Origin of the sequence: Enterobacter cloacae complex sp. BZL2005 (assembly GCF_049238885.1) — a bacterium.
In the GTDB taxonomy this organism is placed as follows: domain Bacteria; phylum Pseudomonadota; class Gammaproteobacteria; order Enterobacterales; family Enterobacteriaceae; genus Enterobacter; species Enterobacter roggenkampii.
In genome coordinates this window covers 263,545-279,712 of record NZ_JBMKGI010000002.1, presented here as the reverse complement: position 1 = coordinate 279,712, position 16,168 = coordinate 263,545, and the positions used below count along the sequence as shown (strand labels likewise).

Sequence of the window (16,168 nt, the reverse complement as noted above, 5' to 3'; positions counted from 1 at the left end):
CACATTTATTGACACTATGTTCACATTCTCATGCGCGCTGACTCTGAAACCTTGACGGAAAACGTCACTTCAAAAGCTAACTGGCCCCTGGCGCTATCTGCGGGGTTACTGGGCATCGGGCAAAACGGTTTGCTGGTGATGCTCCCGCAGCTGGTCACCCTGACCGGGCTGTCACTCTCGGTCTGGGCCGGGCTGTTGATGTTTGGATCCATGCTCTTTTTACCGGCCTCGCCCTGGTGGGGGCGTCAGAGCGAGCGGAAGGGGTGTAAGTCCGTCATGCTGGCCTCGCTAAGCGGCTATCTGGCCAGTTTCGTCGTGATGGCGCTGGTGGTCTGGGCGATGGCGGCCGGAAGGCTGGATACGGTCTGGGGGCTGGCGGGGCTTATATTCTCGCGCCTGCTCTACGGACTGACGGTCTCGGGGCTGGTGCCTGCGGCCCAGACGTGGGCGATTCAGCGTGCGGGACTGGAGAAAAGAATGGCGGCGCTGGCGACGATAAGCTCCGGCCTCAGCTGCGGGCGTTTGCTCGGCCCGCCGCTGGCGGCGCTGATGCTCAGCGTTAATCCGGTGGCGCCGCTCTGGCTGATGGCGGTTGCGCCGCTTCTCGCTCTGCTGCTGGTGCTTCGCGAAGTCGCCGATCCGCCGCTGCCGCCGGTAGCCCATCAGGCAACCCGCCTGCAGGCCTCCATGCTGCCGTTCCTGCTGCTGGCGCTGCTGCTGGCGGCGCTGGTGAGCCTGATGCAGATTGGCCTGTCACCGCATCTTAGCCCCTTGCTGGACGGTAACGCCCGGGACATCAGCCATCATGTTGCGCTTCTGCTGAGCCTGGCCGCGCTGGCCACGCTCGCGGCACAGTTTCTGGTGGTCCGCCCGCAGCATTTCAGCCCGGTGACATTGCTCAGCATCGCGGCGGTGCTGATGGTGGCTGGGCTTGGGCTGATGTCTGTCGCCGGTTTAGCGCTGTTCTACGTGGGGATTGTTATCACGTCACTCGGGGCGGCGATGGCCACGCCGGGCTACCAGCTGCTGCTGAACGATCGGCTAACCACGGGGAAAGGGGCGGGCGTCATCGCCACCAGCCACACGTTAGGCTACGGCGTCAGCGCGCTGATGGTGCCGGTCGTGACGCGCTTTTACGGGGAGCAGTCTTTAACGGTGGCCGCGTGGGGAATGGCATTGCTGTTTTTAGCCCTGAGCATAGGGGTATGGTCAACCGAGCGTACCCCTGCTGAAAAAGCTTAATGAAACTGGCGGGACGAATGCCCGCCGGACGCCTCATTCTGCCGCAGGCGCTGTAGCGGATCCTGCTGATAAAACTGGCAGAAACGTTGCCAGAGGGCCGGAAAACGGGGCGCGAAGAGCTCGGGCGCGCTGAAGAAGTACTCGGAGAGCACCGCAAAGCACTCTGCCGGGTCGGTTGCCGCATAGGCGTCAATGCTGGCCGCGCTTTCGCCCACCAGGTCTATTTCATCCTGGATGTTATCCATCGCCGCGTGCAGGTCGTGCTCCCAGCCCGCCACTTCGCGAAGCGGGATCCGCGGGACGCCGCTGGCGCGATCGCCGTTGCGGGTGTCCAGCTTGTGTGCCACTTCATGGATAATTAGATTAAAACCGGAGGCGTCGAACGAGTCCTGAATATCGAGCCAGTTGAGGATAATCGGCCCTTGCTGCCAGCTTTGTCCGGACTGCACCACGCGCTGGTTATGCACCAGCCCAATATCGTCCTGCCATTCGTCATCCACCACGAACGGCGCAGGATAGATAAGCACTTCGTGGAAACCGTCCAGCCACTCAATGCCGAGTTCAAGCACCGGCAGACAGAAAAGCAGCGCGATGCGGGCGTTTTTCAGGGGATCGAGTTCAAACCCCTGCAGCGGCACCAGGCGCTTTTGCTGTAAAAAACGATCCGCCAGCTGAACCAGTTTCGATTGTTCATCCGGGTTTAGATTAGCCAGAACAGGGATCGTCAGCGCGTCATCCCATGGCAGCGCCACATCCCGGCCAGCCTCATTCGTTTTCCAGGGCCACTTTATCATCGCTTTGCTCGCAAACTCGTCACTTGAACAAAAATGGGAAAGTCAGGTTAGGTTAAGATGCCAGAATATCGCCTGCTGCGACAAATCCAGCCTGAATAAACTATCATTTCGTACGTAGCGGTGGGTAGCGGTTTGCGGGCATCACCTTCATTTTGTGAAGTCTGTCGTAGCCTTTATCCGCAGGTGGGGTGAATAAATCAGTACGGTATTGAAAAGATGAGCGATTTCAAAGGTAACAAGCAGGACCTGCCCAGTCGACTGTGTGTGCACTGCCAGCGGCCCATGACGTGGCGCAAGAAATGGGCGAAATGCTGGAATGAGGTTAAATACTGTTCTGAGCGCTGTCGCAGGAGCCACCGTTGACCGAGCTACGTCTGATCCTGGGCGATCAGCTTAATCCGCATCACAGCTGGTTTGATACCTGCAGTCCGAACATCATTTACGTGATGCTGGAACTCCGGGCAGAAACCGCCTATGTGCTTCATCACGCCCAGAAAGTTATCGCTATCTTCGCCGCCATGCGCGCGTTTGCCTCTGCATTAAAGGAGAAGGGGCATCGGGTGAGGTATGTCCGACTTTCTGACAGCTCGAACCGCGGCGCGCTGGAAGACAATCTCAACGCGCTTGTCGCGCATTACGGCGCGGGCAGGGTGATATGGCAGGAGCCCGACGAATGGCGTCTTGATACGCAGCTGCAGGCGTGGGCGAAAACGGTCTCCGTTGAAACGGCCTGCGTCAGCAGCGAGCATTTTTTCACCGTGCGGGAACAGGTCAGCGCGTTTTTTGCGTCACGCAAAAGCTGGCGAATGGAGTACTTTTACCGGGAAATGCGTCGTCGGCACGGCGTCCTGTTGACGTCAGCAGGCGAGCCGGAAGGGGGGAAATGGAATTTCGATGCTGAAAACCGCAAGCGCTGGTCCGGCGAGCCTCCCGCGCCTGGGGACGCGCGTCCCTGCCACGATCGTTCCGCCTTATGGGCGGAGATCCAACGCTGCGGCGTAAAGACCTTCGGCGAACCGCAGGCCGACAATTTTCGCTGGCCGCTCAACCGTTCTGAAGCCAAAGCCAGGCTGAATGAATTTATCACGCACGTGCTCCCGCAGTTTGGAAACTGGCAGGACGCGATGCACACGGAGGAACCTTTTCTTTTCCATTCGTTAATTTCGTTTGCGCTGAATACAAAGATGCTTAATCCGCGGGAAGTGGTTGCCGCCGCCCAGCAGGCGTGGCGTTTGGGCCACGCGCCGCTGCCTGCCGTTGAAGGGTTTATCCGGCAAATTCTCGGCTGGCGGGAGTATGTGCGCGGGATCTACTGGTCGCAGATGCCCGGCTATCGGGAACTGAATGCCTTAGACCAGCACGCCCCGCTGCCGGACTGGTTCTGGACGGGCAAAACGCAGATGCGCTGCCTGGCGCATGCCGTTGGGCAGTCGCTCACCGAGGCTTACGCCCACCATATCCAGCGCCTGATGGTCATTGGAAACTTTAGCCTGCTCAGCGGCCTGTCGCCGCAGGCGGTTCATGAATGGTATCTGGGCGTCTATATTGACGCCTTTGAGTGGGTGGAACTGCCCAATACCCTCGGCATGAGCCAGTTTGGCGATGGCGGGTTGCTGGCCAGTAAGCCCTACGTCTCAAGCGCGTCATACATTCATAAGATGAGTAATTACTGTCAGGGGTGCCGGTATCAGCACAACCAGCGTACCGGAGAGCAGGCCTGCCCCTTCAATGCCCTTTACTGGGACTTCTTTGCGCGCAATCAGGCGCGTCTCGGCAACAATCCCCGCCTGGGCATTGTCTTTAAACAGCTTGCGGACATGACGGAAGAGGATCGGCAGGCCATTACCGACCGCGCCGGGTACGTCCGCCTGCATCTCAACGACCTCTGATCGGTATTTCAACGCCTGGGCGGTTGCGGCAGGTCAATAAGACGCTATTATTTTTGACTTTGTTGCGTATTCCATGACAGGACATCCAGACGCTATGCCCGTGAATTTTGACCTTAACGATCTTTATGCTTTCAGAGCGTTAGTGGAATACGGTAACTTCCGTGTCGCCGCTGAATCTATCTGCTTATCCCAGTCGGCGCTGAGCCGCAGGATTGAAAAGCTGGAAGCCGCGCTGGGAAACAGGCTGTTCGATCGCACCACCCGCCGCGTGGCGCTGACGCTCTACGGGCAAAACTTTGCCGAGCGCTCCGCGCAGCTGCTCGACAGCGTGGAGTCAATGCTGGCGGATGTCGATAAGGCCAGCGAAGAGCGGACGGGGCTGATCGCGGTTGCCGCGGTACCTTCCGCGGCCTGTTACTTTATGCCCGACGTGATCCGGCGTTTTCAGTCTCGCTATCCGCGCGTTCGCATCAAGCTCATCGACAGCAGCGCGGGGAATGTGATTGACGCCGTGGCCCGCAGCCAGGCGGATTTTGGTATCTGCTTTGCAGGAAATCTGCCGTCAGAAATCGAGTTTTTCCCGCTGGTGGAGGATGTCTACGTCGCGGCGTGCCGAAAGGATCACCCCGTGGCGCAGAAGAGTCACCTGACGTGGCAGGCGTTTTACCAGCAGGATTATATCTCCCTCGATAAAACGTCAGGTAACCGTAACCTGCTCGATCGGATGCTGGGGGATATTATTCCCGGGCGCCCCAGCGTCTGCGAAACGCGTCACGTCACCACGATGCTCGGTATGGTAGAGGCGGGGATTGGCATCGCTGCCGTTCCCGCCATGTCAATGCCGACCTCTGAGCACACGCTGTTGACGCATCTGCCGCTGGTGGCGCCGGAAGTGAAACGCACCGTTGGGCTTATCCGGCGCCGGGGGCGCATCCAGTCTTACATTGCGGCTGAACTGGAAAAGCAGATTACCGAGCAGTATCGCCGGACGTAACGGGGATCATCCCCGTCTTCTCGATGACGGCGCGTGAGGGCGGTGAGGCGAGATAGGTCAACAGCGCTTTCCCCTCGTCAGGGTGTTCAGCGTGACGAGTGACCGCACCCGCGAAGCGCGTGATGTATTGCACATTGTCAGGGATTTTCCCGACAAAGGTGACGCCCTGAACCGGCAGAAGCTCGCTAACCTGCTGGAAACCGACGGCGTATTTTCCTTTAGCCACTTCTGAGGCGACCGGAATGCGCTCGACCATTGTCGCTTTATCGGCGACCTCCTTTTCAATGCCCAGCTTTTTGAACAGCCCCTGGCTGACGTACCTGCCGCTGGCGCTGTCAGAGTAGGCGATGGAGCTGGCCTGCAGCAGCGTTTCACGCAGTTTCGCGTCGCTGCTGATGTCCGGTATATCCGCTCCTTTTTTTACCACCATGCCGACGGGAGAGTCCGCAAGTTCCGTTCGCGAACCCGGCCGGGTCTGGCTGGCCTTTTCGAGCTTCTCCAGCGCATCGCCCACCATAATCACCACGTCGGCCTTCTCGCCGCGCGCGAGCCGGTTTGGGATCGCCTGCGGCGTATTGCCCATTGAGGGGCCGGGGATGACCACAATTTTATCTCCGGTCTGACGTTCATACTCCGGCGCCAGCTTTTCCAGGGCGGCTTTGAAACCGCCGGAAATCATGACCTTCACGTCCTGCGCGCAGGCGCTCGCGCTCAGGAACATCAGCACCAGCGCGCTGGCGGTATAGCGAGACGTGCGTTTCATGCGGCCCCCTGTGACTTGACGGTATTTTGCAGCGACATCGCACGACGGCGGTAGAGGTAGAGCGTTGCCAGCAGGGCACATACCGCAGCGAAGCTCATCCAGTAGCCCGGCGAGGCTTTGTCACCGGTGTATTCAATCAGCGCGGTGGACATCACCGGGGTAAAGCCACCGAACACCGCCGTTGCCAGGCTGTAAGCCAGAGAGAACCCTGCTACGCGGACTTCAGCAGGCATAATTTCCGTCAGCGCCGGGATCATCGCGCCGTTATAGAGGCCGTAGAGGAAGGAGAGCCACAGCAGCACGCTCAGCATCATCAAGAAGCTGGGCGCGTTCGCCAGCAGCGTCAGGGCCGGGTAGCTGGTCGCCAGCGCCAGCAGGGTCATGGCAATCAGCACCGGCTTGCGGCCAAAACGGTCCGACAGGGCACCACCCACCGGCAGCCAGACGAAGTTAGAGATCGCCACCAGCAGCGTGACCAGCAGGCTGTCTGACGCGCTCAGCATCAGCACCTTTTTGCCAAAGGTGGGCGCATAAACGGTGATCAGATAAAAGGCCGTGGTGGTCATCGCCACCATCAGCATGCCCGCGACCACCACCTGCCAGTTCGCGAGCAGCGTTTTAAAGACCTGACGCATCTCCAGGTGATGGCGGCGCGCGCTGAACTCTTCCGTCTCCTCCAGCTTGCGGCGCAGGAAAAAGATAAACGGCACGATTAAACAGCCGAACAGGAACGGGATGCGCCAGCCCCATTCGCGGATGGCGCTCTCTTCCAGCACCGCGTTCAGCGCAAAGCCCATTGCGGCGGCGACCATAATGGCGACCTGCTGGCTACCGGACTGCCAGCTGGTGTAAAACCCCTTGCGGCCCGGCGTGGCGATTTCAGCCAGATAGACCGACACGCCCCCAAGCTCCGCGCCGGCGGAAAAGCCCTGCAGCAGACGGCCCGTCAGCACCAGCAGCGGCGCCCAAAGCCCAATACTTTGATAAGACGGGATCAGCACGATCAGGAAGGTCCCTGCCGCCATAATGGAAAGCGTTACTATTAGCCCTTTGCGGCGGCCAACCTTGTCAATATAAGCCCCCAGCACAATGGCGCCGATTGGACGCATCAAAAAGCCCGCGCCGAAGACGGCGAAGGTCATCATCAGCGACGCAAATTCACTGCTCGCCGGGAAGAACGTGTGGGCGATGTAGGTGGCATAGAAGCCGAACAGAAAGAAATCGAATTGCTCAAGAAAGTTGCCGGACGTGACGCGAAGTATCGCGCCCGCCTTCGAACGTACGGTTGCAGGTGAGGTTGAGGAAAACATGGTTATCTCCAGTTTATTGTTGACGTTTTACGCGTCTGTTTCTGAAAACTGGATCAGGATGAGGAATTAGATAAGCGCAAATGCCGCATCGACTGATGCATTTCTTGCATGAATATAATCCGGCGAATAAATACAATTAATGGCAACAATAACTTAACAAAATGTTGGCTTTTTATTCACCAATATTCTGTAAGTCTCTGATATTGCGATTTTGTGATGTGGCGCAGAGGCGCGTTTCAGAATGAGCCGGGTAACCGCTTTATTACCCGGCGGAGGCCATTTAGCGCAGCGCCCTGGCAATCGCGCTAAACATCAGAGAGGCTTCCAGCGGCTGGGCGCTGAAGGACGGTTCCGCCTGCGGCCAGGTAGACCACTGGACGATGACCAGATTTTCCTTCGGGTTCACCACGATCATCTGTCCGAAAATGCCCAGCGCCCAGAGCGAACCTTTCAGCGAATCCTGTGCCGTCGGCTCTACGCCCGCGGCGTTGGCGGGCACTTCATTGTTCCACCACTGGTAGCCGTACAGCCCCTCGGGATGGGCGTCTGAGACCGAGCCTTTGGCCTTCGTCCAGCCTGACGACTGCCGGATCCAGTTTTCCGGCAGGATGGTCTTACCGTTCGGTAACGTACCGTTGTTCAGGATAAATTGCCCGAAGCGTCCCCAGTCCTCCAGCGTGGCGTTAAAGCCGTGCGCGCCGACGTCGTGCTGGCCTTTGCTGTAGGCATGCCACACGCCGTCGCTCGCCATGCCGTAAGGCTGCCAGATGCTTTTCTCCAGATAGGCTGCGAGCGTCATGCCGGTGGCCCGCTCCAGCACGTCACCCAGCAGCCAGGCGCCGCCCGAAGAGTAAGACCAGTTCTCTCCGGCCGGGTGCGCCCTGCGCAGCCCCTTCACCAGCTTGCGCACGCAGTCATAGGTACCCGGCTTCGCCTCGCACTCGGTGAGCTGCGCGAAGTCGGATTTAGGGTTGGTGTAATCCTCGTTCCAGGCCACGCCGGAGGTATGGGTGATAAGCTGCTTAAGCGTCACGCCGTCCCACGCGGTGCCTTTCAGGTCGGGTTCATACCGCGTGATCCGATCGTCGAGCGAGTGAATTTTTCCCTCTTTGAGGGCCACGCCCACCAGCGCCGATACCACCGATTTCCCAACCGAGCGCGAGGTCCAGAGCGTCGAGTCGGTATTGCCCTCTCCAAGATACTTCCAGGCGATTTTGCCGTCCTTCAGCACCAGCATGCCGCTGACGTTCTGCCGCTGGAGGTAGTCCTTAAGGCCGAAGCGCCTGCCGTTGACCTGATAGTGTGCGTCCGTGAGCGGCTTGTCCGACATTTCCAGCGGCACAGCGTTACCGTGGCGGAAAACATCCCCGGTGTAGTTGCGGTAGTCATTGCGAAAGCCCACCACGCGATCGGCCTGACTCCAGGTGAGCATCTTATGGGTGTCAGGCAGCGTGGTGTCGAAGGGGGCAGGGCAGGCGCTGAGGTCGGTGCCTTTACAGGCCGCCACTGCCGCAGGGGAGATCAGGGTGCTGAAGACAAGGCCCGCCAGCAGGGCATGGTTTACTTTTCTGTTTTTCATATCCGTCTCTTACATGTTAAGAACGGCTTCAGTTTAAAAACCCCGGGGCTATAATAAAAAACGCGTAGTGGGGGAAAATCCCCCTAAAAAACAGAGGGAGCGTAGCGTGGCTGGACTGATTTACTCTTTTGCACAGCTCGAGGCATTTACCGCCGTGGCCGAGAATGGGAGCCTCAGTAAAGCCGCGGTGGCGCTGAAGAAGGACCGCACGACGCTTCGCGATCTGGTTGATTTTCTTGAGGATGGGTTGGGCTATGCGCTGTTTATTCGCGACGGCCGCACCCTGCGGCTCACGCCCGAAGGGGAACAGCTTCAGCGCCAGGCGCACCTCCTGATGCGGCAGGTAAAAGCCTTTGAGGCGTTTGCCAGAGAGGTGCCGCACGGTGCGACGCAGGACCTGACGCTGGTCTACGATCCTTTTACGCCCAGAGCCTTTCTTCACGGGGTGATTGCTGAAATGGCGGTGCGAAAAATCCGCCTCAGCCTTATCTGCGCCTCGCGGGATGAATCGGAACGGCTGCTGGCGAATAACGACGCGGATCTGGCCATCTGCCAGGCGCGCAACCGCAGCGTGGGCAACGACATGGAGTGGCGTGCCCTGGGGGCCATCGAGATGGATTTTTATGCCGCCAGCGGGCTGTTTGCGGACAGTGCTTCCCCTCTGTCGCTGCTCGATCTCTCCCTGGTACCTCAGCTCGTCATGCACCCCGCCTCGGACGAGCCGGTGGCGCGCCGCCTGCAGATTTCCGGGCATACCCTCTTTACCAATGAGCCGGAGATGCTGCGCGGTCTGCTGGAGCGCGGCTGCGGCTGGGGATTCTTACCGACGCATTTTCACGCCGGGCAGTGGCAAAACGTAAAAAGGCTGCACACCGAAGTGGGCAGCCAGGGGATTGGTCAGACGATGGTCACCATCTGGAAGCCGGGGAGCGACAAGCGCAGCACAATCGCTGAAACGCTGTCGCTCTTGCCGGACGTATGGAAGCACTCAGCGCTGTGAACAGCCTTTACACTGCTGGTTCTGGATCTGCTGGAAGAAATCGTTGCCTTTGTCATCCACCAGGATAAACGCCGGGAAGTTCTCGACCTCGATCTTCCAGATAGCTTCCATGCCTAGCTCAGGATACGCCACGCACTCCAGGCTCTTGATGCTGTTTTGCGCCAGCACCGCCGCCGGGCCGCCGATGCTGCCCAGGTAGAAACCGCCGTGCTTATGGCAGGCGTCCGTCACCTGCTGGCTGCGGTTGCCTTTGGCCAGCATGATCATGCTCGCACCGTGGGACTGCAGCAAGTCCACATACGAATCCATGCGCCCTGCGGTGGTTGGGCCGAGGGAGCCAGACGCGTAGCCTTCCGGCGTTTTGGCCGGGCCCGCGTAGTAAATCGGGTGATCTTTAACGTACTGCGGCAGCTCTTCACCGTTATCCAGCAGCTCTTTCAGCTTCGCGTGGGCGATGTCGCGCGCCACGATAATCGTCCCGTTCAGCGACAGGCGGGTAGAGACCGGATACTGAGACAGCTGCGCCAGGATCTCATTCATCGGCTTGTTCAGATCGATGCTGACCACGTCGCCTTCGCCCTGCTGGCGCAGTGACTCCGGAATGTACTGACCCGGGTTGTGCTCCAGCTTCTCGATCCAGATCCCGTCGCGGTTGATTTTCGCTTTGATGTTGCGGTCCGCGGAGCAGGAAACCCCCATGCCGATAGGGCAGGAGGCGCCGTGGCGCGGCAGGCGGATCACGCGGATGTCGTGGGCGAAGTATTTCCCGCCGAACTGCGCGCCCAGGCCGAGGTTCTGGGCTTCCTGGAGCAGCTCCTGTTCGAGCTGAACGTCGCGGAACGCCTGGCCGTGTTCGTTGCCTTCCGTCGGCAGGGCGTCGTAGTAGCGGGTGGAAGCCAGCTTCACGGTTTTCAGCGTGCTTTCCGCCGAGGTGCCGCCAATCACGAATGCGATATGGTATGGCGGACAGGCCGCCGTCCCCAGGGTACGCATTTTCTCAACCAGATAGTTTTTCAGCTTCGCCGGGGTGATCAGCGCTTTGGTTTCCTGATACAGATAGGTTTTGTTGGCAGAACCGCCGCCTTTTGCCATGCACAGGAATTTGTATTCATCGCCGTCAACGCTGTAGAGATCGATCTGCGCGGGCAGGTTGGTACCGGTATTCACCTCTTTGTACATGTCCAGCGCCGCATTCTGCGAGTAGCGCAGGTTGTCTTCAATGTAGGTGTTATACACGCCCTGGCTCAGGGCCGCTTCGTCACCGCCGCCGGTCCAGACGCGCTGGCCTTTTTTACCCATGATGATTGCGGTGCCGGTATCCTGGCAGGTGGGCAGCACGCCCTTGGCCGCGATCTCGGAGTTGCGCAGGAACTGCAGGGCAACGTACTTGTCGTTCTGGCTGGCTTCCGGGTCGTTGAGGATGGCGGCAACCTGCTTCTGGTGGGAAGGACGCAGCATAAATGCGGCGTCGTGGAAGGCCTGCTGCGCCAGCAGGGTCAGCGCTTCCGGCTCCACTTTCAGCACTTCCTGGCCTTCGAACTCGGCAACGGAAACGTGCTCTTTGGTCAGCAGATAGTATTCGGTGTCGTCGTGCGCCAGTGGGAAGGGGTTTTGATAAAAAAACGGTTTGTTTGACATAGCTTGCTCCAAAAAAATAAAACCGCCGGAGGAGAAGTCCGGCGGTCAGGAATCAGAACATCATGGACATCCACGGATAGCCAATCAGCAGCAGGGCCGCCAAGAAGATGGCACCGAAGATGGTGCCGAGGCGCCAGTAGTCTTTGGTTGGCAGGTAGCCGCTACCGTAGTAGATCGGGCTTGGGCCAGTGCCGTACGGGGTGATGATCCCCATCACGCCCAGCGAGGTCACCATCAGCAGAACAAACACTTCCATATTCATGCCCGGGATGGTGGAGGCGATGGTCAGCATCGCTGGCAGCAGCGCCGTGGTGTGCGCGGTGGTGCTGGCAAACAGGTAGTGCAGCAGGTAGAACGCCAGCAGCAGGACGATGGTCGCTACGCCCGGAGAGATACCGCTCATCAGCAAACCGCCTTCTTTACCTAACCAGCTGATAAAGCCGGTAGAGGAGAGGCCATCTGCCAGCGCCACCAGGGTGGCGAACCAGACGAAGGTGTTCCACGCGGCTTTATTACCGGTGATGTCGTTCCACTCCAGCACGCCGGTCCACAGCATCAGGCCGACGATGAGCAGGGCAGCCATAGCCGGTTCAATCCACGCGGCGGCAAAGATCCACATCAGCAGCGCACAGCATACGAACACCAGCAGCAGGATTTCATTGCGGGACAGTTTGCCCAGTTTTTCCAGTTCACGGGTCGCCCACAGCGGCACTTCGTTGTTTACCTTCACTTCAGGCGGGTAGAACCAGTAGGCCAGCAGCGGCATGGCCAGAATCAGCAGGATACCCAGCGGCAGGAAGGCGAGGAACCAGGTCCCCCAGGAGATATCGATTCCAACCGTACTTTTCACCAGCGCCAGGGCCAGCAGGTTCGGCGCAAGTGCGGAGAGGAACATTGAGCTGGTGATACAGGCCGCGGTGATCGCCACCCACATCAGATACGAACCAATCTTACGCGCGCTTGGGTCGTTCGGTTTTGAACCGTACAGCGGCGGCAGGTTAGCGATGATCGGGTAGATGGTCCCGCCGCTGCGCGCGGTGTTGGACGGGGTGAACGGTGCCAGCAGCAGGTCAGCAAACGTAATCGCGTAACCGAGCGTCAGGCTGCGACGGCCGAGGTATTTCACCAGAATCAGCGCCAGACGGCGGCCGAAGCGGGTTTTGTCATAGCCTGCGGCGAACATAAAGGCACCGAAAATCAGCCAGACGGTAGAGTTACCAAACCCGCTCACCGCCCATTTAAAGGAGGCGCCCGCCAGCTTGAATTTCGGATCAGCCAGCTGTTCAGGGCTAAACAGCACCCACTGGCTGCACAGCGCAATGGCGACCACGCCGGTGAGACCGATCACCGCGCCCGGCAGCGGTTCGAAGATCAAACCGACGATCACACCAACGAAGATAGCGAAATAGTGCCACGCGTAAGGAGGCAGGCCTTCCGGTACCGGAACAAACAGCAGCAGTACGGCGACGATGACGGGCAGTGCCATCATCAGCAGACGTTTTGCGTTTCCATTTGATGCCTGGTTCGCCACAGGGGGCGTTACAGCAGTTTTTGTATTCATAGTTTCACGTCTTAAGTTGTCAAAGATTCGGTCGTAATGAAAAACAAAATCACTTTCTTAAGTTTCTTTGCTTTTTTTAGTTATTAAAGGTGCGATTTTGTATTTTCAGTAATAGCAATTTAACGCTTTTATGGAGGCGCTAAATTAAAAATTGATGATGTTTTTATATTGCGCTTTTGGATGCCATAACTATTGATCGCGATCAAAAAAATAGAATTGCAGCGTTATTTTTATGCTTTTATTAATAACCACTCTGGCGTATGTGGGTATTCCCTTTTTATTGGTTTATTTTATCATTTTTGTAACATTTTTATTTTCTGTGATTTTATATATGTTTGTTTTGTTGGGTTTTTTTTAGTTAGTTGGGGAAGTGGTTTTACCAATCATTATTTAACGAATTTTAAATTATTGTGAATGGCTAAATGACATTCGCTAACACCAATGTGTTAATTGTGTTATTGCAGGGATTAAATAGTTTTTTAACTAACGTAATAACTTTGGAAACTAAAAAAATCATTATATTAATATCATGACATCGGCAAATAACAACGAACTAAAAAATTAATCCGATAACGAATTCTTAATTTTAAAAAGTTTGGAGTTTCAATTATGAGCACTAACGAACGTATTCTTAGCCCCTTCACATTACCGAATGGCACTGAACTGAAAAACCGTTTGTTAATGGCCCCTATGACCACCTGCACCGGCTATTACGACGGCACCGTCACCAGCGAACTGGTGGAGTACTATCGTGCCCGTTCCGGAAGCATCGGCACCATCATTGTGGAGTGCTGCTTCGTCGACGATCTCGGTCTCGCCTTCCCGGGCGCGATCGGGATTGACAATGACGAGAAAATTGCCGGGCTGGCGAAAATCGCGGAGGCGATCAAATCCAAAGGATCTAAAGCCCTGCTGCAGATCTACCACGGCGGCCGCATGGTCGACCCGAAACTGATCGGTGGCCGTACGCCGGTTGGCCCAAGCGCTGTTGCCGCGCCGCGTGAGGGCGCAGCAACGCCAGTGGCACTGACTGGCGAAGAAGTGGAAGGCATGATCGGCAAGTTTGGTGAAGCGGTGCGCCGCGCCATCCAGGCCGGCTTCGACGGCGTGGAAATCCACGGGGCAAACACCTATCTGATTCAGCAGTTCTATTCGCCAAACTCTAACCAGCGCGATGACGAGTGGGGCGGCAGCCGCGACAACCGCGCGAAGTTCCCGCTGGCAGTACTGGATATCACCCACAAAATGGTGCGCCAGTACGCGGACGACGCCTTTATTATTGGCTACCGCTTCTCTCCTGAAGAGCTTGAAGTGCCGGGCATCCGCTTTGAAGACACCATGTACCTGCTGGAAAAACTGGCGGCTCGCGGCGTGGACTACCTCCACTTCTCCGTCGGCGCGACCCTGCGTCCTTCCATTGTTGACACCCAGGACCCGACGCCGCTGATCGAAAAATACTGCGCGATGCGTTCTGAAACGCTGGCTCAGGTACCGGTGATGGGCGTGGGCGGCGTGGTGAATGCCGCCGATGCCAATGAAGCGCTGGACCACGGTTACGACCTGATTGCCGTTGGCCGTGCCACCATCGCTTACCCGGACTGGACCGACCGCATCGCGGCCGGGGAAAAACTGGAGCTGTTTATGGACAGCACCCAGCGCGAGGCGCTGAACATTCCTGAGCCGCTCTGGCGCTTCTCGCTGGTGGAAGCGATGATCCGCGACATGAGCATGGGCGAATCGAAATTCAAACCGGGCATGTTTACTGAGAAGGTGCAGGACGACGCGAACGAGCTGGTGATTAACGTCAGTCTGGAAACTGACCGCATTGCAGACATCGAGCTGGCCTCTGGCCCGAGCGAAGACGTTGAGTTTGTCACCAGCTTTGAAGAGATCCGCACCCGCATTCTTGATGCCAACACCCCGCACGTGGATGCCATCACCGGCGCAACCAGCCAGAGCGAGGCGGTGAAGAAAGCGGTCTCTAAAGCGATGCTGAAATCCAGCAAAGCGCTGGCCGCGGAAGAGGGCGTTGACCCGAACGAAACCCGCAGCGTGGACGTGGTGGTTGTCGGCAGCGGCGGCGCCGGTCTGGCGGCGGCGATTCAGGCGCACGACGAAGGCGCGAGCGTGCTGATTGTTGAGAAAATGCCAACCATCGGTGGCAACACCATTAAAGCCTCTGCCGGGATGAACGCCGCAGAAACCCGCTTCCAGCGCGTGAAGGGCATTCAGGACAGCAAAGAGCTGTTCTACCAGGAAAGCCTGAAAGGTGGCGGCAACAAGAACAACCCGGAACTGCTGCACCGCTTCGTTGAGAACGCGCCGCAGGCGATTGAATGGCTGGCAACCCGCGGCATCATGCTGAACGACATCACCACCACCGGCGGGATGAGCATTGACCGTACCCACCGTCCAAAAGACGGCTCAGCGGTCGGCGGCTACCTGATCAGCGGCCTGGTGCGTAACGTCAACAAACGCAACATCGAGGTGATGCTGGATACCTCCGTCAGCGAGATCATCTTCGAAAACGGCGAAGTGACCGGCGTGCGCCTGACCACCGAAGAGAACGAAACCCTCACCGTGGCAGCGAAAAGCGTGATTGTCGCCACCGGCGGCTTCAGCGCTAACAGCCAGATGGTGGTGAAATACCGCCCTGACCTGGAAGGATTCGTTACCACTAACCATAAAGGGGCGACCGGCGGCGGCATCGCGCTGCTGGAGCGTATCGGGGCAGGTACGGTTGATATGGGCGAGATCCAGATCCACCCAACCGTTGAGCAGAAAACCTCGTACCTGATTTCCGAATCCATCCGCGGCGGCGGGGCGATTCTGGTCAATCAGAAAGGGGAACGCTTCTACAACGAAATGTCGACCCGCGATAAAGTCTCGGCGTCAATCATCGCGCTGCCGGAGAAATACGCGTACATCGTCTTTGACGAGCATGTTCGCGCCAAAAACAAAGCCGCGGATGAGTACATCGCTAAAGGCTTCGTGACCAGCGCCAGCTCGCCAAAAGCGCTGGCGGAAGCGCTCGGCATGGATTACCACGCTTTCCTGGCGACCCTGGAACGTTACAACGGTTTCGTTGAAAAACAGCACGATGACGACTTTGGACGTACCACCGCGCTGCGTGCGCCAATCAATGAAGGGCCATTCTACGCCATTCAGATTGCACCGGGCGTGCACCACACCATGGGCGGCGTGACCATCAACACCGAAACCTGCGTGCTGGACAGCAACCACAACGTGCTGCCAGGTGCGTTTGCGGCCGGTGAAGTGGTCGGCGGGATCCACGGCGGCAACCGTATCGGCGGTAACGCAGTGGCAGATATCATCATTTTTGGTACCCTTGCAGGACATCAGGCGGCTCTGCGTTCGAAAAAGATGTAAGGCACCTG

12 protein-coding genes are annotated in these 16,168 nt (G+C 57.9%); 6 read left to right on the top strand and 6 right to left on the bottom strand.

The genetic code is table 11. The features are described 5' to 3' along the window. Positions 1–30: 30 nt before the first annotated feature. Complete coding sequence (locus ACOTXI_RS05865) at positions 31–1,242, top strand: MFS transporter (protein ID WP_008499487.1); 1,212 nt, start codon at positions 31–33, stop codon at positions 1,240–1,242. Here the strand turns inward: ACOTXI_RS05865 and mtfA are convergent. Further along, a complete protein-coding gene (mtfA, locus tag ACOTXI_RS05860) occupies positions 1,239–2,036 on the bottom strand; it encodes a DgsA anti-repressor MtfA (RefSeq protein WP_008499488.1) in 798 nt (265 codons plus the stop codon). The genes ACOTXI_RS05865 and mtfA overlap by 4 nt on opposite strands. 216 nt (positions 2,037–2,252) lie before the next feature. On the opposite strand from mtfA, the gene ACOTXI_RS05855 reads away from it, so the two are divergent. The 3 genes from ACOTXI_RS05855 (at position 2,253) to ACOTXI_RS05845 (ending at position 4,919) form a co-directional block, all read left to right on the top strand. After that, the gene (locus tag ACOTXI_RS05855) at positions 2,253–2,399 is read left to right on the top strand and encodes a DUF2256 domain-containing protein (protein ID WP_071530926.1); all 147 of its coding nucleotides are present in this window, start codon (positions 2,253–2,255) and stop codon (positions 2,397–2,399) included. After that, a complete protein-coding gene (locus ACOTXI_RS05850) occupies positions 2,396–3,925 on the top strand; it encodes a cryptochrome/photolyase family protein (RefSeq protein ID WP_008499489.1) in 1,530 nt (509 codons plus the stop codon). The genes ACOTXI_RS05855 and ACOTXI_RS05850 overlap by 4 nt, the downstream gene beginning before the upstream one ends. Before the next feature lie 94 nt (positions 3,926–4,019). Beyond that, the gene (locus tag ACOTXI_RS05845) at positions 4,020–4,919 is read left to right on the top strand and encodes a LysR family transcriptional regulator (RefSeq protein ID WP_021241403.1); all 900 of its coding nucleotides are present in this window, start codon (positions 4,020–4,022) and stop codon (positions 4,917–4,919) included. On the opposite strand, the gene ACOTXI_RS05840 is transcribed toward ACOTXI_RS05845, so the two are convergent. The 3 genes from ACOTXI_RS05840 to ACOTXI_RS05830 form a co-directional block, all read right to left on the bottom strand. Continuing rightward, entirely contained in the window at positions 4,894–5,682 is a 789-nt protein-coding gene (locus tag ACOTXI_RS05840) for a substrate-binding domain-containing protein (protein ID WP_023344462.1), read from the bottom strand. The genes ACOTXI_RS05845 and ACOTXI_RS05840 overlap by 26 nt on opposite strands. Next, the gene (locus tag ACOTXI_RS05835; protein ID WP_058653996.1) at positions 5,679–6,992 is read right to left on the bottom strand and encodes an MFS transporter; all 1,314 of its coding nucleotides are present in this window, start codon (positions 6,990–6,992) and stop codon (positions 5,679–5,681) included. The genes ACOTXI_RS05840 and ACOTXI_RS05835 overlap by 4 nt, the downstream gene beginning before the upstream one ends. 280 nt (positions 6,993–7,272) lie before the next feature. Continuing rightward, positions 7,273–8,571 (bottom strand): serine hydrolase domain-containing protein, encoded by a 1,299-nt coding sequence (locus tag ACOTXI_RS05830; RefSeq protein ID WP_008500289.1) that lies wholly within the window; start codon positions 8,569–8,571, stop codon positions 7,273–7,275. Positions 8,572–8,677: 106 nt separating this feature from the next. Here ACOTXI_RS05830 and ACOTXI_RS05825 point away from each other — a divergent pair, with 106 nt between their 5' ends. Beyond that, the gene (locus ACOTXI_RS05825) at positions 8,678–9,571 is read left to right on the top strand and encodes a LysR family transcriptional regulator (RefSeq protein ID WP_008500290.1); all 894 of its coding nucleotides are present in this window, start codon (positions 8,678–8,680) and stop codon (positions 9,569–9,571) included. On the opposite strand, the gene fumA is transcribed toward ACOTXI_RS05825, so the two are convergent. Both fumA and ACOTXI_RS05815 read right to left on the bottom strand, forming a co-directional pair. Further along, on the bottom strand, positions 9,560–11,209 hold the full coding sequence (gene fumA / locus ACOTXI_RS05820) for a class I fumarate hydratase FumA (protein WP_008500291.1): 1,650 nt from the start codon (positions 11,207–11,209) through the stop codon (positions 9,560–9,562). The two genes, ACOTXI_RS05825 and fumA, sit on opposite strands and share 12 nt — an antisense overlap. A gap of 52 nt (positions 11,210–11,261) precedes the next feature. After that, positions 11,262–12,770, bottom strand: coding sequence for an anion permease (locus ACOTXI_RS05815; RefSeq protein WP_008500292.1), 1,509 nt, complete (start codon positions 12,768–12,770; stop codon positions 11,262–11,264). Between the two features lie 609 nt (positions 12,771–13,379). On the opposite strand from ACOTXI_RS05815, the gene ACOTXI_RS05810 reads away from it, so the two are divergent. Then, on the top strand, positions 13,380–16,160 hold the full coding sequence (locus ACOTXI_RS05810) for a flavocytochrome c (protein ID WP_058653998.1): 2,781 nt from the start codon (positions 13,380–13,382) through the stop codon (positions 16,158–16,160). The last annotated feature ends 8 nt before the right edge of the window (positions 16,161–16,168 follow it).

Coding starts and splice junctions, on each gene's coding strand:
- ACOTXI_RS05865 (WP_008499487.1), top strand. CDS start 31: ATGCGCGCTGACTCTGAAACCTTGACGGAAAACGTCACTTCAAAAGCT.
- mtfA (WP_008499488.1), bottom strand. CDS start 2,036: ATGATAAAGTGGCCCTGGAAAACGAATGAGGCTGGCCGGGATGTGGCG.
- ACOTXI_RS05855 (WP_071530926.1), top strand. CDS start 2,253: ATGAGCGATTTCAAAGGTAACAAGCAGGACCTGCCCAGTCGACTGTGT.
- ACOTXI_RS05845 (WP_021241403.1), top strand. CDS start 4,020: ATGCCCGTGAATTTTGACCTTAACGATCTTTATGCTTTCAGAGCGTTA.
- ACOTXI_RS05840 (WP_023344462.1), bottom strand. CDS start 5,682: ATGAAACGCACGTCTCGCTATACCGCCAGCGCGCTGGTGCTGATGTTC.
- ACOTXI_RS05835 (WP_058653996.1), bottom strand. CDS start 6,992: ATGTTTTCCTCAACCTCACCTGCAACCGTACGTTCGAAGGCGGGCGCG.
- ACOTXI_RS05830 (WP_008500289.1), bottom strand. CDS start 8,571: ATGAAAAACAGAAAAGTAAACCATGCCCTGCTGGCGGGCCTTGTCTTC.
- fumA (WP_008500291.1), bottom strand. CDS start 11,209: ATGTCAAACAAACCGTTTTTTTATCAAAACCCCTTCCCACTGGCGCAC.
- ACOTXI_RS05815 (WP_008500292.1), bottom strand. CDS start 12,770: ATGAATACAAAAACTGCTGTAACGCCCCCTGTGGCGAACCAGGCATCA.
- ACOTXI_RS05810 (WP_058653998.1), top strand. CDS start 13,380: ATGAGCACTAACGAACGTATTCTTAGCCCCTTCACATTACCGAATGGC.